Consider the following 25,204-nt stretch of genomic DNA (forward strand, 5'->3'; position numbering starts at 1 on the left):
TTGCCCCTGCCCCCGGGGCGCGTTCTGGCATTTGATTCGGGCATAGGTGGACTCGGCGTGGTGCAAGCTTTGCGCACCACCCTGCCCCCCGGCACCCGGATCGACTATCTCGCCGATAACGCGCTCTTTCCTTATGGCGAGCAGGAAGACTCCGTGCTCGTCGCGCGCATTCTCTCCCTCATGGAAGAGCGGATCGCGCGACTGCGGCCCGATGTCGTACTGATCGCCTGCAATACCGCCAGCACCATCGCGCTCGACGCGCTTCGCGCGCGTTTCGACGTGCCGTTTGTTGGCTGTGTCCCGCCGGTGCGCTGGGCGGCCCGAGTGAGCCAGACCCGGGTATTCGGCCTGCTCTCCACGAGAGGAACGGCACGACGACCCTATCTGCGCGGTCTGCGCGACACTTATGCTGCTGACTGCGAGATGATCGTACACGGTGCTCGCGCCCTCGCCGATCTCGCCGAAAAAGCCTATCTGGGCGAGAGCGTCGATGACCGACTGGTCGCCGAGGAACTTCGCCATCTCTTCGAGGCCCCGAATGGCGATCGTATCGATACAATCGGGCTCGGTTGCACGCATTATACGTTTCTCAACGAAGCCTTCCTGCGGCTCTGTCCTCCGGATATCAATTGGCTGGATCCCGCCATTCCGGTCGCGCAGCAGGTCGGGCGTATCCTGGACCAACGATCGCCCGCCTGTGCGGAAGCCATGACGGCGGAGACACTCTACCTGACGGGGCCCCCCCCTGCCCAAGAAGCGCTTGAGAAGGCCGTCGCCCGGCTTGGCTATGGCCAGATCACGATCTTGGAGCACGCCAGCGTCTGAGGCGACGCGCTTCCCCGCAGTTCGGCGGAGCCATGCATACCCTTCACGCCTGACGATACGGTCCGACTGTAAGGCGCGACAAACACTATCCCTGATCGCGCCTGGGGCGTGTCAGAGCAGCCTCAAGCCCACACTATCTCGTTCGAGGGACCGGCTTTGCCGTTAATTGGCACGGCTTACCGTGTAAGAGGCCGCGTCGATCATCAATTGACGGATGGGACTATCGGGGAAAATCGACAAAGCCTCGATCGCTGCGTCGGCATAGACGCGAGCCCGGTCGAGCGTCGTCTGGATAGCGCCTGTCTTCTCGATCAGGGCAAGCGCGCGAGGCAGATCCTCCTCCGTCTGATCGCCCGTCTCGATCACGCGCAGCCAGAAGCCACGCTCGGTCTCGTCACCTGCATTGAAGGCGGCAAGGACCGGCAGCGTGATCTTGCCTTCGCGCATGTCATCACCCACGGTCTTGCCCAGAACCTGCTGGTCTGCGGCATAGTCAAGGGCATCGTCCACAAGCTGGAAAGCCATGCCTAGATTGGTGCCATAAGCCTCAAGCGCCGCTTCCTCGGCCTCGGGGCGCTCCGCCACGACCGCCCCAACCCGACAAGCGGCTGCAAAGAGCGCCGCTGTCTTGCCATGGATGACCTCCAGATACTTATCGATCGGGGTCGAGAGATCATTCTGCGTTGCCATCTGCAGCACCTCGCCTTCAGCGATGGTGGCAGAGGCAGCGGACAGGATCGCCATGACCTTGAGCGAGCCGTCGGCAGTCATGAGCTGGAAAGAACGGGCGAACAGGAAATCACCCACCAGAACGGATGCCTTGTTGCCGAACACGGCATTGGCCGAGGCCAGACCACGGCGCAAGGTGCTCTCATCGACCACGTCGTCATGCAGCAGGGTCGCGGTATGGATGAACTCCACACAGGCGGCGAGCCCGACATGACGCTGCCGTTCGGGAGACGGCTCGTAGCCGCAAAGACGCGCCGAAGCGAGTGTCAGGAGTGGACGCAGGCGCTTGCCACCCGCCGCTACGAGATGCGCCCCGAGCTGCGGAATGAGGGGTACCGGGCTCTGCATGCGCGCGACGATCTCGCGATTGCAGGCTTCCATATCGTCACGAAGAAAATCGGAGAGCGCATTCAGGGCGGAGCGTTCCCCGCTGACCGGGCTGGCTACGCTGTTCTGTTCCTGAGCCTTTTTATCGGTCAGGCTGTCGGCACCACCCAAGGCAACTCTCCACTTCCTACTTGGCCACTGACGACCCTGATGCAGTATAAGGCACGAGTCGGTGCAGATCCCGGCACGACAACGTACCGAGGCAGAAACCGACTGACATGCATGACCCAGCCAGACCGGATCACCAGCCCTCTGACAGTCCAAACCATATGAGCGGCGGGACCGTTCCGGTCAACCCGGCCACCCTAAAAGCCGACGCTGCCGGGGTGACATCTCACGAGACAATGGCGGGATATCTGCTCGACAAGCGTGTTCGCTACAGACAATTCATCCAGGGGTATCGCACGGGCATCGAGCCTGTACTCATGGCGGCTTTCGTACCAGCCCAACCAGGTCAGAGCGTCCTTGAGGCCGGATGCGGCGCCGGCGCAGGGCTGCTATGCCTTGCCACGCGATGCTCCGGAATTACGGGGGTTGGCCTAGAAGCGGATCACGCGACGGCGTCTCTCGCGCGGGAAAACATGCAGGAGAATAATCTTGCGGAGCGTGTGACCATCGTCACCGGCAGTCTGCCTGATATCCCCGCCTCCCTGCGCCAGATCACCCCCGGAGCCAATGGGCGGTTTCATCATGCCATGGCCAACCCGCCCTGGCATCCCGCCAATCACACGGGTGCCGAAGATGCGCGACGCAGGCTCGCGATGACCATGCCGGAAAATGGCTGGATCGACTGGATCTCGGCACTCTCACGCTGGATCCTGCCCGGAGGCAGTCTTACCCTCGCTCTTCCTGCAGCGGTCATCGACATAGCGTGCGAGGCCCTGCGTCAATCGGGTTTCGGCAGCCTGGTGCTTTGCCCCCTCTGGCCGAAACAGGAACGACAGGCAAAGATCGTCCTTCTGCGTGGCGTGTGGGGGGGGAAAGGCGTGTTCCGCCTGATGCCCGGCCTGACCCTCCATCGGGCGGAGGGCGGTTACACGCCTGAGAGCGACGCAATCCTGCGAGACGGTATCGCCCTGATATAGGAGGACTCTGGCCGCTCCTCCTCGACCGGGATTTCGCCGAGCTTCCCATCTCTCGAGTGATGGAGGGAGTCTGCAAAGCTCTGGAGAATGTCAGCTTGGGAGATTCCCGTCGACCTGCGCCTTGGTGCTTAGCCTCAGTGGCTGCGCAAGCTTCCATGAAACCTGTAACCCGGAGACGAGCGCCCAGGCCCGCGGAAAAAGGAAGGCATCCTTGATCGTCACAGGGTCATCCATTGATCGTCAGGGAACGGAAAAGCCGTGCGACCGGTTGACATACGCGGCACAGCTGATGCCTGACGCCCGCTAGTTCAGAGACTGGATCGCCGTCCTGTCTTCGAAATGGGATCTGAAGGAGGGAATTGGCCGCAAGGCGGTGGCAGCGATCTGACCTGCGCCGCAGCAAGATGAATGCGTCTTCACCTTCTCTGGCGTCCTGGCCGGCAAATGGCAGATCCTGTTCGCTGCGGGACATCACGATGACAGCAGCTTTGTCAGGGCAGGGCCGGAAGTGACATTCTATCGTCGCTCTACAGCCGCAGATCTGGTCTATGCTCCGATTGTCGTAACGGAGGAGAACCTCGTCTTGAGGGTCGCCGTCGCTCGCGTCGCAAAACGATCACGGCCCGGCGGCTATTGGGGGAGGTTCATAAAAGTCACGGAGGGCGATGTCCAAAAAATGCCCGACCCGGCTGTGATCGCACCGCAGCGAAACCAGAATGTCAGCCGGATCTTTCGCAATGCCGAACTGCACGGAGAAGGAACGACAGAAACGGCTGCCCCCTCTCGTTCGATCGCGTTTTCCCCGGCAAGTACCGGCGACACGGATCCCCATGTCAGCAAGGACAGCCCTGTCTGGGCTGTCCTCGATCTTCACGAGGCGAACACATCCGCCTCGAAGGCTTCTTCCCACGAACCGGAGGTCGAGGCGCGGGAATATTCTGTCGAACGGTTCTCGAAGAAATTGGCGTGTTCGACTGCATTGAGCATATCGTCCAGCCAGGGCAGCGGGTTCTCTTCGATGCCGTAGAACGGATCGAGGCCCAGCTGGGTCATGCGACGATCAGCGATGAAACGGATATAGCGCTTTACCTGATCGGCGCTCAGCCCCTCAACGTCGCCCATCTCGAAAGCCAGATCGATGAAGGCGTCCTCGTGCTCGACCGTGGTCGCGCAGATGTCGGCGAGCTCCTTCTGGAAGTCTTCCGTCCAGATCTCCCGGTTTTCGCGTACGAAGGTGCGGAACAACCGGATCATCGACAGGCAGTGAAGCGTCTCGTCACGCACGGACCAGGAGACAATCTGCCCCATGCCCTTGAGCTTGTTGAACCGCGGGAAGTTCAACAGGATTGCGAAAGAGGCGAAGAGCTGAAGCCCTTCCATGAACGCGCCGAAGGCGGCCATGGTCTTCGCGATCTCGCGCTTGTTGTCGATATTGAAGGACTGCATGAAATCATACTTGTCCTTCATCTCCTTGTATTTCAGGAATGCCGAGTACTCGGTCTCGGGCATGCCAATGGTGTCAAGCAGATGCGAATAGGCGGCGATGTGGATCGTCTCGATATTCGAGAAGGATGACAGCATCATCAGCACCTCGGTCGGTTTGAAGACCTGGCTGTAATACTTCATATAGGCCGAGTTCACCTCGACATCCGCCTGGGTGAAGAAGCGGAAGATCTGCGTGACCAGATGGCGCTCGGACTCGCTGAGCGTACGATGCCAGTCCTTTACATCATCCGCCAGCGGCACTTCTTCGGGCAGCCAGTGCACACGCTGCTGAATCAGCCACGCGTCATAGGCCCATGGGTAGCGAAAGGGCTTGTAGACCGGATTGGCGGTCATGAGGTCGAAATGCTGTTCTTCGGCGTGTGACACGCCTGAACCCTGAGTTTCGCTCATCGGCTTTTCCTGCTTCTGGAATTCTGGAGATTCTTGTAGGCGTCGCTGTTTTTGTTGGGGCTGAGCGTCAGCACGATCTCACCTTGGGCGTCCGCCAGAAGCAGCATTCCCTGATCGATCTGCCAGCTCGCCACCGTGCGCGCGGCAGCGAAGAAAGCGTCTTCCTGGCTCATGCGGTTACCGATACAGGCCATTCGCGTTCCAGCCATAGGGCCAAAACTGAGCGCGCTGCCACTTGCCGTCACCCGGCCCATGAGACGATTGCATCCGCCCGTGCCGGATAGAAACCCATCGGCACGAAAACTGAGATAGGCCGGGGCCGAGGGATCGACGACATCCGAGCCGATCCGATCGATCGCCCAGCTGCCGACCAAAGCACTTGGGAGAGGCGATGCGACGGCCTCGACGACGAGGGCTGTCTGCTCGGGCACCGCGCCAAGGCCAAGAACTGCGTCCTTGCTGATGTAAAGCAAGGAGGCGCCATTTCTGATATCGGCACGCAGGGCGTAGCGGTGTCCTGACTTCAGCGCCGAGGGGTCATAACCCAGCGCATAACCAAAGGTCTGACCCCCGACAGGCGAGAAAACCGTCTTGCTCAGCGGAATGGCGGGGGCGTCAGCCAGGCTGACATCCTCCAGAACCACGCTCACCTGGGCATTGGGGGGCAAATCAACCGGTCCCTTTATCGTCACCGTACCGCGCAATGTCGCGGCAGGAGCCTGGACCTGTGTTGGTGTCTCTGTTTGAGCCTCAGCGCGCACGACATATCCCGGTACCGAGCCGAGCAGAAGCCCCGAAACCAGAAATGCCTGCGCAAACGGCGCTCTTACTGACATGACAGGCACTCTTCGTAGCTCGTCGTGGCGGTGGGCTTCTTTGCGGCCTCGGCGGCATTCGTGCTGTAGTCTTCATCTTCGAGGATGTTGTTCTTCAGCGCCATGTCACTGACAGCATCGGCACGCTGGATAGAGAGCGAGCGGCAGTAATAGAGCGACTTCACACCGCGCTTCCACGCCAGGAAATGAATCTGGTGCAGATCGCGCTTGTGGATATCGGCAGGCAGGAAGACGTTGATCGACTGTGCCTGACAGATGAAGGGCGCGCGATCGGCAGCATGCTCGATCACCCAGCGCTGGTCGAGCTCGAAGGCGGTCTTGTAAACGTCCTTTTCGTCCTGGGTGAGGAAGTCCAGATGCTGGACAGAGCCCTTGTTGAGGGTGATCGAGGACCAGATCGCGTCCGTGTTCTGCCCCTTCTGCTCGAGCAACTGCAGCAGATGACGATTACGCACCGTAAACGAGCCGGAGAGCGTCTTCTGCAGGAACACATTGGCTGAAATCGGCTCGATGCCAGGGCTTGCATTGCCCGCAATGATCGAGATCGAAGCGGTCGGTGCGATCGCCATCTTGTTCGAAAAGCGCTCCATGATGCCGTATTCTGCAGCGTCAGGGCAGGGCCCGAGCAGCTCGGCCAGATGCTTCGACGCAGCGTCGGCCTGTGTCTTGATCTGCTGGAAGATGCGCTTGTTCCACACACGCGCCATCACGCTCTCGAACGGGATGTTGCGGGCCTGCAGGAAGGAGTGGAAGCCCATGACCCCAAGCCCGACCGAACGTTCGCGCATGGCAGCATAGCGCGCGCGTTCCATGTCATCCGGCGCGCGATCGATGAAGTCCTGAAGCACCCGGTCGAGGAACAGCATCACGTCCTCGATGAATTGCGGGTTGTCCTTCCACTCTTCCCAGGTTTCGAGGTTGAGCGAGGACAGACAGCAGACGGCAGTCCGGTTCTTGCCGTGATGATCGAGCCCTGTCGGCAGGGTGATCTCGGCGCAGAGATTCGAGGTCTTGACCTCGAGCCCGGCGAGCTTGTGGTGCTCGGGGCGCGCCTTGTTCACATGATCGGAGTAGATGATGTAGGGCTCGCCCTGCTCCATGCGGGCGGTCAGGATACGGATCCAGAGCTGGCGCGCCGGTATGCTGCGAATGACAGACATATCCTTGGGCGAACGCAGGCCCCACTCCTCATCCTTCTCCACTGCGCGCATGAAGTCATCGGTCAGCAAGACGCCGTGATGAAGGTTCAGCGCCTTGCGGTTCGGATCGCCGCCCGTCGGACGACGCATCTCGACGAATTCCTCGATCTCGGGATGCCAGACCGGGAGATACACAGCGGCGGACCCGCGGCGCAGTGAGCCCTGCGAAATGGCAAGGGTCAGGCTGTCCATGACGCGAATGAAGGGGATAACGCCCGAAGTCTTGCCGTTCTTGCCGACATTTTCACCGATCGAGCGCAGATTGCCCCAATAGGATCCGATGCCGCCGCCCTTGGATGCCAGCCAGACATTTTCGTTCCACAGATCGACAATGCCGCGCAGGCTGTCATCTGCCTCGTTCAGGAAGCAGGAGATGGGCAAGCCACGCGTCGTGCCACCATTGGAGAGCACGGGGGTGGCCGGCATGAACCAATGCTGGGAGATATAGTCGTACAGGCGCTGAGCATGGGCGGCATCGGCGCCGTAATAAGAAGCGACGCGCCCGAACAGATCCTGATAATGCTCCCCTGGCAGCAGGTAGCGGTTATCGAGCGTCGCTCGTCCGAAATCCGTCAGAAGCGCATCACGCGAGCGGTTGACGCGCACGGGATGATGACCTTCAAGCTGAACGACATCGTCGAACATGTCCGGCTCGGCTTCAATTTCCTGGGGTGCGCGGGCGCAGGGCTCTGGCAGGGTATCGGCCGCAGTGGTCTCAGCCTCACGGGTCGTGTCTTCTAACAGGCTCACGGGCTATCTCCCCAAGATCAAATCGAGATCAGTATCGCTCATTCCGTGTGTCCTCTTGGCGCAAGTCCCGTGGTCGAGACAAGCAATATATCGGGTTAAATTTCACTGGGGGCACTACATATGGTGTTGACAGGCCCAGAAGCCCTTGGAGAACCTAGAGTTCCCGCCACCGGCTCATTTAACGTCGATTGCCCTGCGTTGCCCCGATGACACAGGGGAGCGAGATGAACAATTTCTCCTCCCCCGCGTTGGCTGAGCAACCGACCCGGATCGGGCGTCGGAAACGCAGGAGATCCCTTCATGACGATCAAGAAATCAGCCAGTGCCCAGTGGAGCGGTGGCCTCAAGGACGGCAAGGGCACCATCTCGACACAGAGTGGCGCGCTGTCGAGCCAGCCCTATGGCTTCAATACGCGATTCGAGGACAAGCCCGGCACGAACCCCGAGGAACTGATCGGCGCGGCCCATGCCGGTTGCTTCACCATGGCGCTCTCCATGATCCTGGGTGAGGCTGGCCTCACGGCGACCTCTCTGGAGACCAAGGCAACGGTCTCGCTCGACAAGACCGAAGGCGGGTTCGAGATCTCGGCCATCCATCTCGATCTGAAGGGCAGCGTACCCGACGCCGATCAGGCGAAGTTCGAGGAACTGGCCACCAAGGCCAAGAATGGCTGCCCGGTTTCGCAGCTTTTCAAGGCCGCCATCAGCCTGACGGCAACGCTTGTCTGACACCGATCCATGGCCGCCTGCCCGGGCGGCCATGTTCGCTTATCAACGGGCGCGATGCCAGCTGTTCTGGGCCTGATCACGCAGTAGATGATCGACCAGCAGACAGGCCATCATCGCCTCGGCGACGGGTACTGCCCGAATGCCGATACAGGGGTCGTGCCGCCCCTTCGTGATCACCTCGATGTTTTCGCCCTCGCGATTGACCGAGGGTACCGGCACCAGAATGGAGCTGGTCGGCTTGATGGCAAAACGGGCGGCGATCGGTTGTCCGGTCGAGATTCCCCCAAGGATACCGCCTGCCCGATTACGTTCGAAATGCAGGGCGCCGTCACGCATACGCATCGGGTCAGCATTGTCTTCGCCCCGGAGCGATGCGACGCCAAACCCTTCCCCGATCTCGACGGCTTTGACGCCATTGATCCCCATCAGGGCCGCGGCGAGCTCTGCATCCAGCTTCCCGTAAAGCGGAGCCCCGAGTCCCGCCGGGAAATTTTCTGCCACCACCTCGACCAGGGCACCGATTGAGGAGCCATCCTTGCGCACGCTGGCGAGAAGCCCCTCCCATTCGATGGCCGTCACGGGATCGGGGCAGAATAGCGGGTTACGCGTCACTTCCTCCCAATCCCAGCGCGTGCGGTCCACCTCCAGCCCACCGACCTGCACGAGAGCTGCGCGGATCAACGCCATCTCGCCCAGCAATTCCGCAATCACGCGACGCGCCACCCCACCAGCCGCAACGCGGCAGGCAGTTTCACGCGCCGAGGAACGCCCACCGCCCCGATAATCGCGATGACCGTATTTGAGGTCATAGGTCACATCCGCATGGCCGGGCCGGTAGCGCGTAGCGATATCGGAGTAATCTTTCGACCGCTGGTCGGTATTCTCGATCATGAGCGAGATCGGCGTGCCGGTCGTCCGGCCTTCGAAAACGCCTGACAGGATACGAACCTGATCAGCTTCCTGTCGCTGGGTTGTGAATTTCGACTGCCCGGGGCGTCGCCTGTCCAGCCAGGGCTGTATATCGGCTTCGCTCAAGACAATATTCGGTGGGCAGCCATCGATCACGCAGCCGATGGCGGGACCATGGCTCTCGCCCCAGGTCGTGACCCGGAAGAGCGTCCCAAAGCTGTTATCCGACATATCAGCCTTCTGATGAGGCCACGGCGATATCGGGGGCGTTCGGGTTCTTCATGCCCACGATATGGTAGCCGCAATCGACATGGTGGACTTCGCCCGTCGTGCCGGAGGATAGGTCTGACAGAAAGTACAGCCCCGAGCCACCGACATCCTTGAGCGAGACGTTGCGCTCCATGGGCGCATTGAGCTGGTTCCAACGCAGGATATAACGAAAATCGCCGATACCATTGGCCGCCAGCGTCATGATCGGACCAGCGGAAATGGCATTGACGCGGATATTATCCTTGCCGAGATCAGCCGCCATATAACGCACCGAGGCCTCGAGCGCCGCCTTGGCCACACCCATCACGTTATAATGAGGCATGACGCGCTCCGCGCCGAGATAGGACAGGGTCAGCAGCGAGCCACCATCCGTCATCAGCGCGGCAGCGCGGCGCGCGACTGCTGTAAAGGAGAAGCAGGAAATATCCATGGCCTTGAGAAAGGCATCGCGCGGGGTATCGACGTAACGTCCCCGCAGGAACTGTTTGTCGGCCCAGCCAATGGCGTGCACCACGAAGTCGATCTTGCCCCAGGCCTTTTCGATTTCGTCAAAGGCGCGGTCGATATCAGCGTCATCGCTCACGTCGCATGGAATGACGAGACTGGCCCCCACACTCTCGGCCAACGGCTTCACGCGCTTGCCGAGCGCTTCACCCTGATAGGTAAAGGCAAGTTCCGCCCCCTGTGCGGCGCAGGCAGAGGCGATGGCCCAGGCAATGGAGCGGTCATTGGCGACGCCCATCACAAGGCCGCGCTTGCCCGCCATCAGCGTCCCGGTGGGGAGATCGAACGAAGCGGTGGACATGAGGCAGATCCCGGTTAATGTCAGACAAAGAAATAATAACGCTCCGCTTCGTCGCACATGCCCGCCGCGCAAACAAGTCTCGAGATGACACGTTAGGAAGGGCAACGAATACGGACCGAATAGACGCAGGAGAGACCCTGTCATGGCAGACGATACCAGCCTCCCCCTCATTCCGCTCGATGCGGACCCCTTTTCGCTATTCGCGGACTGGATGAAAGAGGCTGAGGCCCATGAGCCGAACGACCCCAACGCCATGGCACTTGCAACGGCCACGCCAGAGGGCGTGCCGTCGGTACGCATGATCCTGCTCAAGGGCGCGGATGCGCGTGGCTTTGTGTTCTATACCAATCTCGAGAGCCGCAAGGGCAGAGAACTCCTGGCCAACCCCCAGGCCGCGCTCCTTTTCCACTGGAAATCGTTGCGTCGCCAAATCCGTATCGAGGGGCCGGTCGAACCCGTAAGCGCTGAGGAAGCCGATCGCTATTTTGCGAGCCGCAGCCGCAATTCGCGTATTGGCGCCATCGCCTCCGATCAGTCGCGCCCCCTCGCCGACCGCGCCGAGTTCGAGCATCGTATCAGGGATGTCGCCGCCCGCTTCGAGGGGAAGGAACCCGAGCGCCCTGCCAACTGGTCCGGCTTCCGGCTTGTGCCGCGCCAGATCGAGTTCTGGCAGGATCGCCCCTACCGCATGCATGACCGGGCCACATGGACACGGACGGAAAATGACTGGGCGGTAACGCGCCTCTATCCCTGAGCCGCTCACGCCGCGGCCAGCCCGGTCTTGCCGATCTATTCCTCATGCGAGGCGTTCACCAAGCCGCCACTCCGTACCTTAAAGAGAGATTTCCCATGGCCAACGACGTCAGAAACATTCTCGTCCCCCTCAACGGCGCGGGTAATATCGATGCGGTACTCCGCGTGGGCCTGCTGCATGCACGCGCCTTTAACGCTCATCTCTCCACGGTGCTGGTCGGTGATGATCCCAATGAGATGGCGGCCCTGACCGGTGAAGGCCTGTCGAGCTCCATGATCAACGAGATGATGGAGGCCGCCGAGCACGAGGCGCATCGCCGCATGCTGCAGGTGCGGCTGAAATTCGATGCATTCATCCGCGATAATGACATCGAGCCCAAGCAGGGTTTTCTGGAAAACGACCCGCTTGCCCACTCGAAGCTCAGCGCATCGCTCGAGTTCCTCACAGGCTCGGAGCACGAGGCCGTCACATGGCGCGCCAGGCTCTCGGATCTGACCCTGATGCCGCATCTGGGCCCCAACGATAATGCGCGTGCCTCCGAAGTGCTTCACGCCGTTCTGTACGATAGCGGCTGCCCGCTCGTCATCGCACCGCCGAGCCCTCCGGTCACGTCGGGCACGCGCCTGTGCATTGCCTGGAACGGCACGGCCGAGGCCGCCTCCGCCCTGCGTGGTGCGCTGCCCTATGCCAAACGGGCTGAGGGTGTCCAGATCCTTACTAGTGTCGATTACCACCGGCGGGGGCCGGAAGCGGACACGGTCCAGGATTATCTGCGCCTTCATGGCGTCGAGGCCGAAATCCGTAATTTCAAGGGGGTCGAGCGCGATGTGGGCGCAGGTATCCTCGCCGCCTGCGCCGATTTTGGCGCGGATATGCTGTGTATGGGCGCCTATTCGCATTCGCGCCTGCGGCAGATGATCCTGGGCGGCGCAACAAGGCATGTTCTCGAGCACGCCGAGCTGACTGTTCTCATGAGCCGCTGAGGCGGGTTTTGCGTTGCCGCACCGGACATGCTACCGGCGCGGTATGCGCGCTTTCCTTTCTGACGCCGAATGAACCGCATGACTGCAAGCGGGACGATAAGCCGGGCTCTTCTCATTCTGGCGCGCGGTTATCTCGCCCTTGCGCTGCGCACCACGCGCTGGACGATCACCGGCGCCCCCGATGCCGTGCCTGTCCTGACGCAATCGCCCGAACGCAAGACCGATGGCGCGATCGTCGCGGCCTGGCATGCCACGCTTCTGATGCTTCCCGCCATGTGCCGCTGGGGACATCAGAGCAATCCCCAACTCACGATCACCGTCATGATCAGCCGCAATCGCGATGGTCGTTTCATTAATGATCTCGTTGCTCCCTGGGGGATCATCGGGGTGGAGGGATCGAGCGACCGTGGGGGCAAGAACAAGGGAGGGAGTCGCGCTCTACGTCAGGCATGCGAGATCCTGCGCAATGGCGCGATCTTCGCGCTTACCCCGGACGGGCCACGCGGTCCTGCGCGGATCGCCCAGCGCGGTACCGAAACACTGATACGCCTGACCGGCAAACCCTTCGTGCCCGTCGGCACGGCCTGCACCTCGCTGCGCCTACCCACCTGGGACGGATTGCGTCTGCCTCTCCCCTTTGGCAGGGGGTATCTGCTGTATGGGCAGCCCAGTACCGAGGCGATCACAACCGAGGCGGTGACAGAGCGGCTCGATCGCCTGACGAGACGCGCGGAAACGGCGCTGTCTCTCGGGCGCGCCGGGATCAGCGACCGCCTTTGGCAGGGGCTGGGCGCTGCGCTGATGCCCGCCCTGCGCGGGATGATGTTGTGGCGTCTGAGGCGCGGCAAGGAGAACGCGGCAAGGCTGGCGGAGCGTCGCGGCCGCACCACGCTGGAGCGACCGAATGGCGAACTGATCTGGCTGCACGCCGCCAGTGTGGGGGAGGTTCAGTCCATCCTTCCCTTGCTTGGAGCGCTCGCCACCCGTCACCCCGCACGGCATTTCCTGATCACCACGGCCACGCTCGGCGGAGCGGCGATCGTGGCCGCCCATCAGGCAAGCGCCGGTCTGGCTGCAGCCCGGCTCATTCATCAGTTCATTCCGTATGACGTTGCTCTGTGGACGCGCCGTTTCCTCGATCACTGGAGACCCTCGGCGCTTCTCCTGACCGATAGTGAACTCTGGCCAGGGCTCATTCTGGCCTGCACGCGTCGGGCCATTCCGGTCGGTGTGCTCAATGGGCGCCTCTCTGCCCGCTCCTGGCAACGTTGGAAACGCCTGAAGCCTTTCGCCCCACCTCTGTTCAGCCGTCTCGATTTCGTCGCTGCCCGCGGGGAAGAAGATGCGCGCCATTTTCGTGCCCTCGGGGTGCGCGAGGTGGTCTGCCATGGCGATCTCAAGCAGAATGCCCCCCCCCCGGCGGTCGATGAGGCCGAACTTGCCCGTTTGCGGCAGACGCTCGGCGCACGACCGGTGTTCCTGGCGGCCTCGACGCATGCTGGCGAAGACGAGATCATTCTACGCGCCGCAGCCCTCGCCCGACGAAAACATCCCGATTTGTTGACGATCATCGCACCACGCCACCCGGTGCGCGGCCCGGCAATCGCTGCGCTTTGCTCAGCCACGCCGCCCCTTCGATCACGCGGCGAACTCCCCGATACAGGATCTCCGCTCTGGATCGCTGATACACTGGGCGAGCTGGGACTTTTCTACCGGCTCGCTACCTGCGCCTTCATCGGTAATTCGCTCCTCTCACCCGGCGGTGGCCATAACCCGTTCGAGCCCGTACGCCTTGACGTGATCCTCAGCAGCGGGCCGCACTGCAGCAATTTCCGCCCGGCTTTCGCGCAACTCAACGGTCTGGTTTCGACTATACATGACGAACAGGAACTGGCTGGATGGATTGATGCCGTGATGACCGACCCGATATCCTGGCAGGCCAGAGCGAGCGAAGCCCGTGCTGCGGTGGCACCAGAAGAAGCGGTCCCCGCGGCCCTCCTGGACAGGATCGACGCCTTATGCGGCTGAAGCCCGGACCACCCGGTTTCTGGAGGGACCAGTCCCCTCGCTGGCAGGCGCGCGCCCTCACCCCGCTGGCATGGGCGGTCGATACACTTGGCACATTCCGGGCCTTGAGGGCCACACCGGCGCTTTCCCCCGTCCCGGTACTATGTTGCGGCAACCTGACGGTAGGCGGTACAGGCAAGACGATCATCGTGAGGGATCTGGCGCAGCGTCTCGTCGCCCGTGGCGAGCAGCCCCATATTCTCAGCCGTGGCTATGGGGGGCAGCTCAAGGGGCCTCTGCGCGTCGATCCAGTGCATCACACCGCCCGCGATACAGGGGATGAACCCTTTATGCTGGCGCAGGACTTTCCCGTCTGGATCGGTGCCAATCGCGCCGAGACCGCCCGCCTTGCCGCCGAGGCCGGTGCGACCTGCCTGCTGATGGATGACGGGCTGCAAAATCACAGCTTGCGTCAGACCATGAAGCTGATCGCCATTGATGGAAGCGTGGGCCTGGGCAATGGCCGTATCCTGCCTGCCGGCCCTATGCGTGAACCGGCATCGCGCGGTTTCGCCCGCGCCGATGCGGTCATCCTGATCGGCCGGGATGATACAGGGCTCGTTCCCTCCCTCCCACCCGGGCTTCCCGCTCTGACGGCGCGCCTCATACCCTCTTCAGTGATCCGTAAATTGCAGGGGCGCCAGGTCATTGCCTTTGCCGGGATCGGCCGACCCACAAAATTCTTCGAAATGCTCACCGATTCCGGGGCACCGCCCATGCGCTGCATCCCGTTCGACGATCATCATGACTATAATGAGCGCGACTGCCGTCGTCTCTCCGTCCTTTCACGCCAGCCCGGGGCCGTTCTCGTCACCACACGCAAGGACTGGGTCAAGCTGCCGGAATGGTTGCGCTCGGAAGTCACGGTCATCGATGTGGAATTGCTCTGGGCTGATCCCGGCGCTCCGGAGCGGCTTCTGGACCTGCTACTGGCGAATGTGTAGAGCCGCCGCATGAGCGATAAACCTGCTGTCACCCTCCTCAACCGCGTCGAATACGGCGTGGCACGCCTCGCCCTGGCCGGGCTTTCCGTTCTCACCCCGGCGGCGGCGTCGAATCTGGGCGGCTGGGCTGCACGCAAAATCGGCCCGAGACTGCCTGTCACCCGAGTTGCACGAGCAAATCTGGCGATGGCTCTGCCGAAGCTTACGGCGCAGGAGCATGAGCGGATTCTCATTGGCGTCTGGGATAATCTGGGGCGAACGGTCGCTGAGTTTCCCCATCTTGCCCGTCTGGAACAGGATACCCCTGAGGGGCCGGGTTGGAGCGTCACGAATGCCGAGACGCTTCATGCCATGGCGAGCGCATCACGCCCTGTCATTTTCTTCTCCGGCCATATCGGCAATTGGGAAATGCTGCCCCCCATCGTCGCACGCCACGGACTGCCCTTCGCCTCTTTTTATCGCGCAGCCGGCAATCCTCTGATCGATCGTCTCATCATCAGGCTGCGCAACAGGGCGATGGGATGCGACGTGCCAATGTTCGCCAAGGGCGCCAAGGGTGCCAGACTTGCACTGCGCTATCTCTCTCACGGACATCATCTCGGCATTCTGGGCGACCAGAAAATGAATGATGGAATCGAGTGTCGCTTTTTCGGACTCCCCGCGATGACGGCTTCAGCCGCAGCCAGTTTCGCCGTGAAGTACGATTGTCCCATCGTGACCGGACGTATCGTCAGACTTGGCCCAGCCCGGCTCCACCTCGAAGTCGGTCCCGTGCTCCACCCAGACACGCAGGCACCGCGCCAAATAGAGATTGGTAGCCTCACACAGCAGCTCAATGACTTCCTCGAGAGATGGATTACGGAAAAGCCGGAATCCTGGCTCTGGCTACATCGTCGCTGGCCCAAGGAATTGTATACAAGAAAAAAGGGCTAATTAACGCCCAATAGGCTCTACGAGTTCCGTTTTTCCGATCTAACGGAAGGCGAAACAAAGCATTGCTTTTCTGCAACACCTTGCGTTTTCGATGCGGAAAAAAGGGCGCTCTGCGCAATTTTACGTTGAGAGACGCCGCTTTTGCCGTCTAGCCTCAGAGTTGCACCAGAAATGAGGACGCAACGTATGGCCCAGACGCTGCCGTTTCCCAAGAACGAAACTCCAGCACCTCTCAGCAATGTGATTCCACTGCGCTTCAATGTGCTGCCTCGTCATCGCGAATATCTGTCGCAGTGGCTGCAGGCTGGCCTCGCCATGGGGCTTTGCGACGCCGATATCGAAACCGAGTGTCTCAACGGACGCGAGGAGGCCGTCGCCCATATCCTGATCTGGGTCCGTGAGAATGCTGACCCCGCCTATATGATCAAGCCACGCGGTTTGCGCTGGGTTCTGGTCGATCACATCCGCGATCACGAGCTCGGCGTCTATGCGAGTCTGGAATTAGCCCTGCACACAGTGCGCCCCGTCCTGCCGCTCAAATCAATCGCGGCAGCCTGACACAGCGCGCCGTATCAGGCGCCAGTCAGGACCGTTCGCCACGACGCAAAGAGATGGGGCGAGGAGCCGCAGTCAAAGTTCCCTGATCTGACACCCCTCAGCCTGCCAGGGCTGCATCATCTGCCCAGCCGCCGAGGCGCTGCCGAGGCCATCTTGACACCGCCACCCGGCAGGATTTCGAAGACGGCAAGGCCACGAGCCACCGTACCATCGGCCTGAAGCACAAACGTTCCATCTGCCCCCGCGAATCCGTCTGGGCGCAGCAGCGAGTGTTGTGAAAAACCGTCCGGCTGCTGGCTAAGCACGGCCGCCATTGTGGCAGTATCGTAAGCGACATTGGCCAGTACCGACGGTGCATAGCCATAGCGGCTGCGATAACGCTGCACGAAGTCGGTGCGCGACGACGGATCAGGCGCCGCGAACCACCCTCCCTGCAACGCCCCAAGCTTGCCCGCGAACGCACTCCACAGGGCCGGACCAAGGATACGCGTCTGGTGCGGATCGACCGAGGCCTGTTTCAAGCCATCGATGACCGTTGCGAGCTGAAGTCCAGTATCACCGAGCAGCAAGGCATCGAAGGGCGGAGGTGGCAGGGATACCGGCGCCACAGGGACGGAAGGAGCCTGCGCCGGGGCGCCCGAGGGCGGCGCGGTCTTACCTGGCGCAGCGGTATCAGCACCAAGCGGGTTGATCGCGTCGGGCTCTGCTGGAGCGGTCGAGGCAGGCTGAGCAGGGCTAGAAACGGAAGCGGATTGCTGCCCTGCCTGATCCTGTCGTGTCTGAACGGCGGCAAGGGTCTTGAGCCCGGAGATGATCGAGTCAGAGGCCCCGGTATGAAAGACGATCTGAGGCGGGGTCAGACCCTTGTTCGTGCATGCCTTGAGCAGCGCATCGCCCAATGCATGCCCCAATGCGTTATCGGGCAGGAAAGCCGCAAGCGTCTTGCGTCCCTCACCTGTTGCGGCATCAACAAGGCGATCGACCTGCTGCTCGACCGTAACCCCCATGACCCACACGCCGGGGCGCGCCTGCGCCTGGTCGCTCGTATAAGCGAATTCAGGCAGGTTGGCGGCTTGGGTGAGCGCTGCTACCGAAGCCGTCTGCGGGGCGGTCAGCGGGCCGAGAATGACACGGTCGCCCTGATCGATCGCCGCACGCGCGGCCGATTCTGCGGTCTGGCCGGGAGCGTCGGTGTCACGGATATCAAGGGTCACCCCATGCCCATCCGGCACGGCAATATGAGCGGCATTGGCCATCTGCTGACCCAGCTTGCCGAAACGACCTGTCAGCGGCAGGAGCATGCCGATCTTGCGTGTTCCGGTTTCCTGCGCGGTGGGGCCTACCGGGCTAACCGGTGGGGCAGTCTCGGGGCCATTACAGGCATTGAGGGCAAAGAGCGCGACACCGGCAAGAGCGGAAACCTTGCATGCAGAGGCCGACCTGAGCGATGTGAAGGAAATCACGCGCTGACGGGGACCGAATGTCCGACCTACCATCTTACACCCATACTCCTGATAACGATTCGACTCTCGAGAGTCCGGGTCATGCTTATGACAATTCGGACAGTTCTGCGACCCTCCCCGCTGGCAGCCTGACCCTGGTGGCCACACCTATCGGCAATCTGGGCGATATGAGCGTGCGGGCCATCGAGACCTTGAAGGCTGCCGATGTCATTCTTTGCGAAGACACACGGGTAACAGCCAAACTGCTCAAGGCCTATAATGTTTCCACACCGACACAGATTCTTCACGATCACAACGAGGAAGACCGCATTCCCGGCTTGCTGAGCCGCCTTGCTTCCGGCGCACGCATGGCGCTGGTTTCGGATGCAGGCACGCCTCTGGTGTCCGATCCCGGCTTTCGTCTCGTGCGCGCCGCCCTTGCGCAGAAAATGAACGTAGGCGCCCTACCAGGGGCCAACGCAGCGACGCTTGCCCTCACCCTCTCCGGCCTGCCCCCCCATCCCTATCTGTTCAGCGGCTTCGCCGCCCCACGCTCCTCGGCCCGTCGCACCCAGTTCGGCGTGTTGCGTGCCGCCGAACAGGCAGGACTCTCAGCGACGCTCATCTGGTACGAAGCGCCGCACCGTCTGCTCGACATGATCGAGGATCTGATCGTCGTGTTCGGGTCGGAACGGCAGGGAGCGGTCGCCCGCGAGCTCACGAAGCGGTTTGAGGAGGTCCGTCGCGGGACATTGCGGGAATTGCAGGAGCACTTCCTGCAGACTGCCCCCCGGGGCGAGATCACAATCCTCGTTGGACCGGCCGACGAAGCAGAAAACGGCGGCGAGGCGGACCTCGACGCGCGCCTGAGAAAGGCGCTGCAAAGCCACTCGGTCAAGGATGCCGCGACACTCGTGGCAGGAGCTGTCAATCTGCCGAGGCGCGTCGTCTATGCGCGCGCGCTCGAAATCGGTTCCGAAGGGCCAGAAAGGGACTGACCCGTACCCTGATCAGTCCTGTTCCTTCGGCAGGGCGAACAGACTGTCAGGGAGCCTCGGATTGGTTTCGATATTAAAGAGATCGATCTGCGTCTCACGCCCTTGCGAGTCCTTGACGACCCAGGACCGCAGGCTCAGCGGCGCCTCATTGAAAATGAGCGTCAGGCTGCCCTCGCCCGGTGTCGCGCTGCGCACGACAGTAACCTGAACCAGACCATGATCATGCACGAAGCCCGTGATGGTCACATCACCCGAAAGTTTCAGATCAGGGCGGAGCAATAACCCGAGCGGTGTCCTGTCGAGGGGCAACGTCGTGACCTGACCGAGTTCGCGGTCCTGATAGACAATCTGCCCCTGATTAGCGACGAGCAGCAGCGGGCTCGGCTTGTCGTAATCGAAACGCATGCGCCCCGGTCGATCCAGCCAGGCCTGCCCGGTTGAACGCGCCCCGTCCGGGGCAATCTGCTGAAACCTTGCCTTGATGGCATGGGTCGCGTTGAGCGCGTCCTGCACGCGCGCAATCCAGCCGGCATCAGCAGGACGCAGAGCGGCGGGTTTGGCCTGCGCATGGGCCGCGTCAGCAAGGCCCGGTGACACAGACAGAAGAGCAAGGAGGCAGAAAGAACGGATTTTCATGGCCGGGCGCTCAGATCGAGGCTTCCTGGAAGATCGGGCGGACATCGCCCTGCCACACGCCGTTAAATCGCTCGAGCCAGGTCTCAGCCTGGGTCGGCGCGCCAGCGGCAATGGCTTCAAGAGGGGCGAGGTAGGATTCTTCACCCAGGCCGCGCGCGCGCAGCCCTTGCCCTGCCAGAGCAACTACGCGCTGCGCCAGAGTGCGCAGCCCCCCGGGAAAGGACGCGTTCATGGCTTGGGCTGGCACCGCCCCGCGCAAGGCGCGATAGCTGGACCAATCCTGTTCGCGCACCAGAGCTTCAGCCGCCAGCAATGTGGCCGGGTCATAAAGCAGACCGACCCAGAGTGCGGATTGTGCGAGCATCATCGCCGGACTTCCTGCATCAGCACCGCGCATTTCCAAAAACTGCTTAAGGCGCACATCGGGGAAAACCGTGGTCAGATGATCTTCAAAATCACCCATGGTCGGGGTCAGCCCTTCCAAGACGCTCTGCGACTTTCCCGCCAGCCAGTCACGAAAGGATGCACCGGCGACATCACGGATCTCGCCATCGCGCATCACGAAATACATCGGCACGTCCAGAACCCAGTCGACATATTGCTCAAAGCCGAAATTCTCGTCGAAGCAGCAGGGTGGCATGCCCGAACGGGCATTATCGGTATCGGTCCAGATATGGGCGCGGTTCGAGAGCAGGCCATTGGGCTTGCCCTCATAGAAGGGAGAGTTCGCAAAAAACGCGGTGGCCAATGGCTGCAAGGCCAGAGAGACGCGCATCTTGCGGGCCATATCCTCTTCGGAGCCAAAATCGAGATTGACCTGGACCGTACAGGTACGGGTCATCATGTCGAGACCGAGCGATCCCACCTTGGGCATGTAACGACGCATGATGGCGTAGCGGCTTTTCGGCATGATCGGCATGGCGTCACGGGACCAGAGCGGCTGGAACCCGAGCGGCGCGAAACCCAATCCGAGAGCCGCAGCGGGCTCACGCAGCGCAGAGAAATGGGCATCCATTTCGGCGCGGGTCTCGTGCAGGTCAGCAACCGGTCGGCCGGATAACTCGAACTGCCCTGCCGGCTCAAGAGAAACCGACTCGCCCTTATGCGCGCCCTGCCCCTTGAGGCCGATCAGCTTGCCGTGGTCCTCTATGGCCTGCCAGTCGTCACCATTGCCCTTGAGTGCCTCGAGCAGGGATTCGATACCGCCCGGCGCATAGGGTGGCGGCGAAAACGCCTCGCGGCCGGATCGATCACCCGGCAGAACGAAACCGAATTTCTCATGCTCCGTACCGATACGCCAGGATTCCTGCGGCTTGCCCCCCTCCGCAAGCAGAGCGACGAGCTGGGCCTTGTTTTCGATGGGCGTATCGTTCAGGTCACCGGGATTAGACATGGGCGGTACTGGAGCCTCGAAGGGGATTTCTGGAAAAAGAAACTGAGAAGTTTCGTCCTATATGGACTGTGAGACGCGAAACGCCAACTGGGCAAGACCGGCAACCACTGCGGTATCGGCTCTCAGAATCAGATTCCCGAGCGAAATCGGGGTTACGGCCTCATGCGCGCCCAGCAGGCGGCGTTCGGTTTCCGTGAACCCGCCCTCCGGTCCGATCAGAAGCGCGTGGTCCTGGGGTACGCTCTTAACGAGCGCGCCTGGCTGTCGTTCCAGAGCCGCAAAAAGCGGCCGCGACCGATCCCATTCATCCATAACCTGCATTAGCGGGCGTAGCGGTTCGATCGCCGGTATATCGAGCCGCTCACATTGTTCGGCGGCTTCCAGCGCGATCGCGTGAAAACGCTCGGCATTGATGCGATGCGTGTTGGTGCGCTCCGTAATGACCGGGCAGAAACGCGTCACCCCCATTTCGGTGCCCATGCGGAGCACGAGATCGGTGGCATCGCGCTTGAGCGGCGCAAAGACCAGAACCGGGCCATGCGTCACGACAGGGGCGCGGAGCTGTCGGGTGAGCACGGCCTGCCCCCTGTCCTTGCGCTGGATCTCCAGCCGTGCCTCCCACTCTCCCGCCTCAGCATTGAACAGGTGTACGCTATCGCCCGTCTCGAGGCGGAGCACGGTTGCAAGATAACGCATCTGGCCCGGATCGAGCGCTATGGCGGCACCCTCGCCCATCACGGGCTGCAGCGAGTCGATATGAAGCCGGGGAGCGTCCTGCATGAAACCCTCTTGATGCGCGATTGACGTTCCCCGTTCATAGACGCAATGAACCGGGATGACGACATGGAGACCCGAATGACGCGCCAGACCGTGCCCCACACCGATATACGCGCTCATGGTTGGGTAGCCCGCCTCCCTGAGGGTATCAGGCCCTATATCCTGCTCGCACGGCTCGATCGTCCGGTCGGGACCTGGCTTTTGCTCCTGCCGGGTATCTGGGGCATTGAACTGGCCGAGGGCTCATCCTCCCTGCATCGCGCCGCGCTGATCCTACTTTTCGCAATTGGCTCGCTCGCGATGCGCTCGGCGGGATGCGTGGTCAATGACATCTGGGATCGCAAGATCGATGCTCAGGTCGCGCGCACGGCGGGGCGCCCCCTTGCCAGCGGCAGGCTTACGGTACGTCAGGCGCTTGTCACTCTCGCGCTTCTGCTCGCCATCGGTGCCTTCGTGTTGTTTCAGTTGCCTCCTCTCTGCTGGGCTCTGGCACCGCTCGCCCTGCTGCTCGTCGGGCTTTACCCGGCCGCAAAGCGCGTGACCTGGTGGCCTCAGCTCGTCATGGGATTCACCTTCGGGTTTGGTGCGCCCATGGGCTATGCCGCCAGCGCGGGCAGGATCGACTGGGTGTGTGCGTTGCTCTATGCGGGCACCATCCTTTGGCAGCTCGGATTTGATACGATATACGGGTTCCAGGACATGGATGACGACGCCCGCATCGGGGTGCGCTCCACCTCGCGGCTCTGGGCCGGACAGGCGCGTGGCTTCATCGGGAGTTGCTATGGCGCTGCCCTGCTTCTCATTGCCACAGCCATGGCGCTGTCCCCCCTTCACTGGATCGCCTGGCCGATCGCAGCCCTGGCGGCTTTCATGCTCTTTCGTCAGATCGGGCGGCTGGATATCCGCGACCCCGCGCTCTGCCTGGCCCTTTTTCGTCAGAACGTTCCCTTCGGCATGGTGCTGGCTCTCGCCCTGATCTGCGGCAGAGCCCTCTCATGAAAGACCCCCGCACCTTCATCAGCAGTCAGACGGTCATAACGGCGGCGCCTCTGGTACCCGAGATCGCACTGCATCTCGCCACCGAGATCACGCCGATCTGGCAGGCGACAGAGGCGCATCTGGCAGCACTGAATATCGAGCCGCCTTTCTGGGCCTTTGCCTGGCCAGGAAGTCAGTTGCTGGCGCGCTTCGTCCTGGATCAGCCCGAACGGGTCAGGGAGAAGTCTGTGCTTGATTTCGCCTGTGGCGGGGGCCTTGCGGGGATCGCCTGCGCCCAGGCTGGCGCGCGGGCCGTGCGCGTCAACGATATCGATCCGCTCGCGCTCGAAGCCGCCTGCCTGAACGCCGCACTGAACAAGATGTCTGTGTTACCGGTGACGAGCGATCTGGTCGGCATCGTGCCTGAAGGGATCGACCTGCTGCTTTGCGGCGACGTCTGCTACAATCAGCAGATGGCGGATCGCATCATCCCCTGGCTTCGCCGCTGCGCCCGGACCATGGACGTGTGGATGGCCGATCCGGGCCGTCCCTACGCCCCTGAAGACGCTATCGAGATCCTCGTTTCGGCGACACTCCCGACGACAATGGAACTCGAAGGCAAGACCGAGCGGGAGACAAGGCTTTGCCGTATCCTCCCTTCGCCCGGCTAAGAGATTCTTAGCGTCGTGCGCTCGCGGTTTGACCCTGAGGGTGGACGAAACCACGATCACGCTGGGCGTTTATGATCTCGGCATAGCTATCGCAGACGAGAGAATCGCGCAGCGCTCCGTCGGGCTCTGTACGCAGGAATTGGGTGGTTTCCGTCAGACCCTCGATCTCGGCCATGAGCGCTTCAAGCTGCGCGCCCGTCTCTTCCGCATTACGCTCGCCACATTTGATGGCGCGCAGAAGCGCTGCCTCGGGGCGCGGGAAGGTGATGTGGCCCGTGCCCAGCAATTCTCTGGTCTGATAGCTCACGCGCAACGCGTGGCTAAGCCCCTTCCAGTCATGCCCCGTACCAGCGGCGGCCGCGCGATCACCATAGCTGGCAACAGCACGGGCCAAAAGCGCTTGCGCATCGTTCAGCCTGGTGCGGAGCGGCATTTTGCGGCCAGCACAGTCAAGATGGGCAACAGCCCTTCTCGGATCCGGCTGATCGAGCGGGACGATCGCGATATGTGAAAAGCCTGACGCCGCGATGAAGTCCGGCAGCGAGCTTCCAAGATCATCCAGCCTGGTCGAAGCGCCGTGTTCCGATCGCGCGCTGTCGATGAAATCGACCATGCGGGTCAGTTCGGAGAGCCTCGTTCCACGCGCGCCAAGCCGCACCGCATGGGCTCGGCAATACTTCAGAAAACTCGCAGCATTCAGACCAATCAGGTTGCGCCGGTTCTCGACGATGCGGTGCCAGACCGGGTGGGGCTTCTCAAGCCAGAATTGTGACGGAGTGAAGATCATGTCGAGAGCGACGATCTGACCCTGACCCAGAAAATCGAGAAAGCGATGGAGGGCGAAACCGGTCTCATCGATATCGCCGGGCTGATTGCGCTCCCCGTGATGCTTCTTCCGTTGCTGTACGACGACATCACGGCAGGATTGCAGGAGGATATCACGCGCATCGGGCAGGAAAACGCCATTGAGATCCGTGTCGGAAGACACGGTGTCGGTGCCATAAAGATGCGCCCCCGCGACCATGCGTATGACCGGAGTCATGAGCGTGAACGCTCCCAGGCACTCAGCACGGTGTCGAGCGTGTCATGAATACCGCGATCCCCCTTGGTCAGAAGGGGCATCAGCAGGCGCATTTCACGCAGGAAGGTCACGGCAAAATCCTGATCGTGCCGGATGATGGAGCGAGCATTATCGAGCAGATCCGCCAGCTTTATCGTCTGCCCCTCGGCGCTCGCTCGGGCGGAATGCGCCCGATCGAGCGCCTTGCGCATTTCACGATTACCGTCTTCGGGGCGGCTGACATCGGTCAGCATCTCTACCAGAGCGCCGATATCCGGCCCGAAACGAGCGTTGATCTCGGCCTGGGTGACTGGCGTATCCTCGACCACATCATGCAGCCATGCGGCCGCCACAGCCTCGGGCCGCCCACCGGCGGTCGCCACGATCAGCGCAACCGCCTCTGGATGGACGATGTAATCCTGACCGTCATATTTGCGTTTCTGCCCGATCGAGGCATGGGCTCGGGTCGCGAAGATCTTGGCGCGACGAACAAGGCCGTTCATGAGCTCTTCTCTCTTGTACATCTTCCGGCTCACACCGGATCCACCCCCGGCATAGCGCAGCTCGGGCAATGCGCCGCCTCACAGCTC

24 protein-coding genes are annotated in these 25,204 nt (G+C 61.8%); 12 read left to right on the top strand and 12 right to left on the bottom strand.

The window, feature by feature from the left end; translation table 11 throughout:
* Complete coding sequence (gene murI, locus WFJ47_RS00220; protein WP_336760035.1) at positions 1-825, top strand: glutamate racemase; 825 nt, start codon at positions 1-3, stop codon at positions 823-825.
* A 162-nt stretch (positions 826-987) separates the two neighbouring features.
* On the opposite strand, the gene WFJ47_RS00225 is transcribed toward murI, so the two are convergent.
* Positions 988-2,052 carry a polyprenyl synthetase family protein gene (locus WFJ47_RS00225; RefSeq protein ID WP_336760037.1) on the bottom strand — a complete coding sequence of 355 codons (1,065 nt, stop codon included), beginning with the start codon at positions 2,050-2,052 and terminating at the stop codon, positions 988-990.
* A gap of 107 nt (positions 2,053-2,159) precedes the next feature.
* Between WFJ47_RS00225 and WFJ47_RS00230 the strand changes: the two genes are divergently transcribed.
* Positions 2,160-3,026 carry a methyltransferase gene (locus tag WFJ47_RS00230; protein ID WP_336760039.1) on the top strand — a complete coding sequence of 289 codons (867 nt, stop codon included), beginning with the start codon at positions 2,160-2,162 and terminating at the stop codon, positions 3,024-3,026.
* A gap of 870 nt (positions 3,027-3,896) precedes the next feature.
* Here WFJ47_RS00230 and WFJ47_RS00235 read toward each other — a convergent pair.
* From WFJ47_RS00235 to WFJ47_RS00245, 3 genes are read right to left on the bottom strand one after another with little or no spacing between them, the layout of a single operon-like run.
* Positions 3,897-4,922 carry a ribonucleotide-diphosphate reductase subunit beta gene (locus tag WFJ47_RS00235; RefSeq protein WP_336760041.1) on the bottom strand — a complete coding sequence of 342 codons (1,026 nt, stop codon included), beginning with the start codon at positions 4,920-4,922 and terminating at the stop codon, positions 3,897-3,899.
* Positions 4,919-5,758 (bottom strand): META domain-containing protein, encoded by an 840-nt coding sequence (locus tag WFJ47_RS00240; RefSeq protein WP_336760043.1) that lies wholly within the window; start codon positions 5,756-5,758, stop codon positions 4,919-4,921. Before WFJ47_RS00240 ends, WFJ47_RS00235 begins: the two co-directional genes overlap by 4 nt.
* The gene (locus WFJ47_RS00245; protein ID WP_336760629.1) at positions 5,749-7,602 is read right to left on the bottom strand and encodes a ribonucleoside-diphosphate reductase subunit alpha; all 1,854 of its coding nucleotides are present in this window, start codon (positions 7,600-7,602) and stop codon (positions 5,749-5,751) included. Before WFJ47_RS00245 ends, WFJ47_RS00240 begins: the two co-directional genes overlap by 10 nt.
* 405 nt (positions 7,603-8,007) lie before the next feature.
* Between WFJ47_RS00245 and WFJ47_RS00250 the strand changes: the two genes are divergently transcribed.
* Positions 8,008-8,436, top strand: a complete 429-nt coding sequence (locus WFJ47_RS00250; RefSeq protein ID WP_199751622.1) for an OsmC family protein — start codon at positions 8,008-8,010, stop codon at positions 8,434-8,436.
* A 42-nt stretch (positions 8,437-8,478) separates the two neighbouring features.
* On the opposite strand, the gene aroC is transcribed toward WFJ47_RS00250, so the two are convergent.
* Both aroC and fabI read right to left on the bottom strand, forming a co-directional pair.
* Entirely contained in the window at positions 8,479-9,576 is a 1,098-nt protein-coding gene (gene aroC / locus WFJ47_RS00255; RefSeq protein WP_127101053.1) for a chorismate synthase, read from the bottom strand.
* A gap of 1 nt (position 9,577) precedes the next feature.
* The gene (gene fabI, locus WFJ47_RS00260; protein WP_127101055.1) at positions 9,578-10,420 is read right to left on the bottom strand and encodes an enoyl-ACP reductase FabI; all 843 of its coding nucleotides are present in this window, start codon (positions 10,418-10,420) and stop codon (positions 9,578-9,580) included.
* A gap of 142 nt (positions 10,421-10,562) precedes the next feature.
* On the opposite strand from fabI, the gene pdxH reads away from it, so the two are divergent.
* From pdxH to WFJ47_RS00290, 6 genes are all read left to right on the top strand, one after another.
* Positions 10,563-11,174 (top strand): pyridoxamine 5'-phosphate oxidase, encoded by a 612-nt coding sequence (gene pdxH, locus WFJ47_RS00265; protein WP_336760049.1) that lies wholly within the window; start codon positions 10,563-10,565, stop codon positions 11,172-11,174.
* Between the two features lie 95 nt (positions 11,175-11,269).
* Positions 11,270-12,157, top strand: a complete 888-nt coding sequence (locus tag WFJ47_RS00270) for a universal stress protein (protein WP_336760052.1) — start codon at positions 11,270-11,272, stop codon at positions 12,155-12,157.
* A gap of 78 nt (positions 12,158-12,235) precedes the next feature.
* Positions 12,236-14,185: a glycosyltransferase N-terminal domain-containing protein gene (locus WFJ47_RS00275; RefSeq protein ID WP_336760055.1), complete on the top strand. Its 1,950-nt coding sequence runs from the start codon at positions 12,236-12,238 to the stop codon at positions 14,183-14,185.
* Positions 14,176-15,168, top strand: a complete 993-nt coding sequence (lpxK, locus tag WFJ47_RS00280; protein ID WP_127101063.1) for a tetraacyldisaccharide 4'-kinase — start codon at positions 14,176-14,178, stop codon at positions 15,166-15,168. Before WFJ47_RS00275 ends, lpxK begins: the two co-directional genes overlap by 10 nt.
* 9 nt (positions 15,169-15,177) lie before the next feature.
* Complete coding sequence (locus WFJ47_RS00285; protein ID WP_336760058.1) at positions 15,178-16,101, top strand: lauroyl acyltransferase; 924 nt, start codon at positions 15,178-15,180, stop codon at positions 16,099-16,101.
* A gap of 186 nt (positions 16,102-16,287) precedes the next feature.
* Positions 16,288-16,659 carry a hypothetical protein gene (locus tag WFJ47_RS00290; RefSeq protein WP_199751625.1) on the top strand — a complete coding sequence of 124 codons (372 nt, stop codon included), beginning with the start codon at positions 16,288-16,290 and terminating at the stop codon, positions 16,657-16,659.
* Positions 16,660-16,775: 116 nt separating this feature from the next.
* Here the strand turns inward: WFJ47_RS00290 and WFJ47_RS00295 are convergent, their stop codons facing one another.
* Complete coding sequence (locus tag WFJ47_RS00295) at positions 16,776-18,155, bottom strand: penicillin-binding protein activator (protein ID WP_336760061.1); 1,380 nt, start codon at positions 18,153-18,155, stop codon at positions 16,776-16,778.
* Here WFJ47_RS00295 and rsmI point away from each other — a divergent pair.
* On the top strand, positions 18,140-19,099 hold the full coding sequence (rsmI, locus tag WFJ47_RS00300) for a 16S rRNA (cytidine(1402)-2'-O)-methyltransferase (RefSeq protein ID WP_336760063.1): 960 nt from the start codon (positions 18,140-18,142) through the stop codon (positions 19,097-19,099). The two genes, WFJ47_RS00295 and rsmI, sit on opposite strands and share 16 nt — an antisense overlap.
* Positions 19,100-19,111: 12 nt before the next feature.
* Here rsmI and WFJ47_RS00305 read toward each other — a convergent pair whose 3' ends face one another.
* Genes WFJ47_RS00305 through WFJ47_RS00315 form a run of 3 tightly spaced genes read right to left on the bottom strand, consistent with a single transcriptional unit; the run spans position 19,112 to position 21,908 of the window.
* Positions 19,112-19,735, bottom strand: a complete 624-nt coding sequence (locus WFJ47_RS00305) for an outer membrane lipoprotein carrier protein LolA (protein WP_336760065.1) — start codon at positions 19,733-19,735, stop codon at positions 19,112-19,114.
* Between the two features lie 10 nt (positions 19,736-19,745).
* A complete protein-coding gene (locus WFJ47_RS00310) occupies positions 19,746-21,128 on the bottom strand; it encodes a glutamate--cysteine ligase (RefSeq protein WP_336760067.1) in 1,383 nt (460 codons plus the stop codon).
* 57 nt (positions 21,129-21,185) lie between these two features.
* The gene (locus WFJ47_RS00315) at positions 21,186-21,908 is read right to left on the bottom strand and encodes a 16S rRNA (uracil(1498)-N(3))-methyltransferase (RefSeq protein WP_336760069.1); all 723 of its coding nucleotides are present in this window, start codon (positions 21,906-21,908) and stop codon (positions 21,186-21,188) included.
* Positions 21,909-21,983: 75 nt separating this feature from the next.
* Here WFJ47_RS00315 and ubiA point away from each other — a divergent pair, with 75 nt between their 5' ends.
* On the top strand, positions 21,984-22,904 hold the full coding sequence (gene ubiA / locus WFJ47_RS00320; protein WP_336760071.1) for a 4-hydroxybenzoate octaprenyltransferase: 921 nt from the start codon (positions 21,984-21,986) through the stop codon (positions 22,902-22,904).
* Positions 22,901-23,554 (top strand): 50S ribosomal protein L11 methyltransferase, encoded by a 654-nt coding sequence (locus tag WFJ47_RS00325; protein ID WP_336760073.1) that lies wholly within the window; start codon positions 22,901-22,903, stop codon positions 23,552-23,554. Before ubiA ends, WFJ47_RS00325 begins: the two co-directional genes overlap by 4 nt.
* 7 nt (positions 23,555-23,561) lie before the next feature.
* On the opposite strand, the gene WFJ47_RS00330 is transcribed toward WFJ47_RS00325, so the two are convergent.
* A complete protein-coding gene (locus WFJ47_RS00330; protein WP_336760075.1) occupies positions 23,562-24,596 on the bottom strand; it encodes a DNA polymerase beta superfamily protein in 1,035 nt (344 codons plus the stop codon).
* Positions 24,593-25,117, bottom strand: a complete 525-nt coding sequence (locus WFJ47_RS00335; RefSeq protein ID WP_158625336.1) for an HD domain-containing protein — start codon at positions 25,115-25,117, stop codon at positions 24,593-24,595. The genes WFJ47_RS00330 and WFJ47_RS00335 overlap by 4 nt, the downstream gene beginning before the upstream one ends.
* Positions 25,118-25,204: the final 87 nt, after the last annotated feature.

It is taken from the genome of Asaia sp. VD9 (assembly GCF_037150015.1).
Lineage (GTDB): Bacteria > Pseudomonadota > Alphaproteobacteria > Acetobacterales > Acetobacteraceae > Asaia.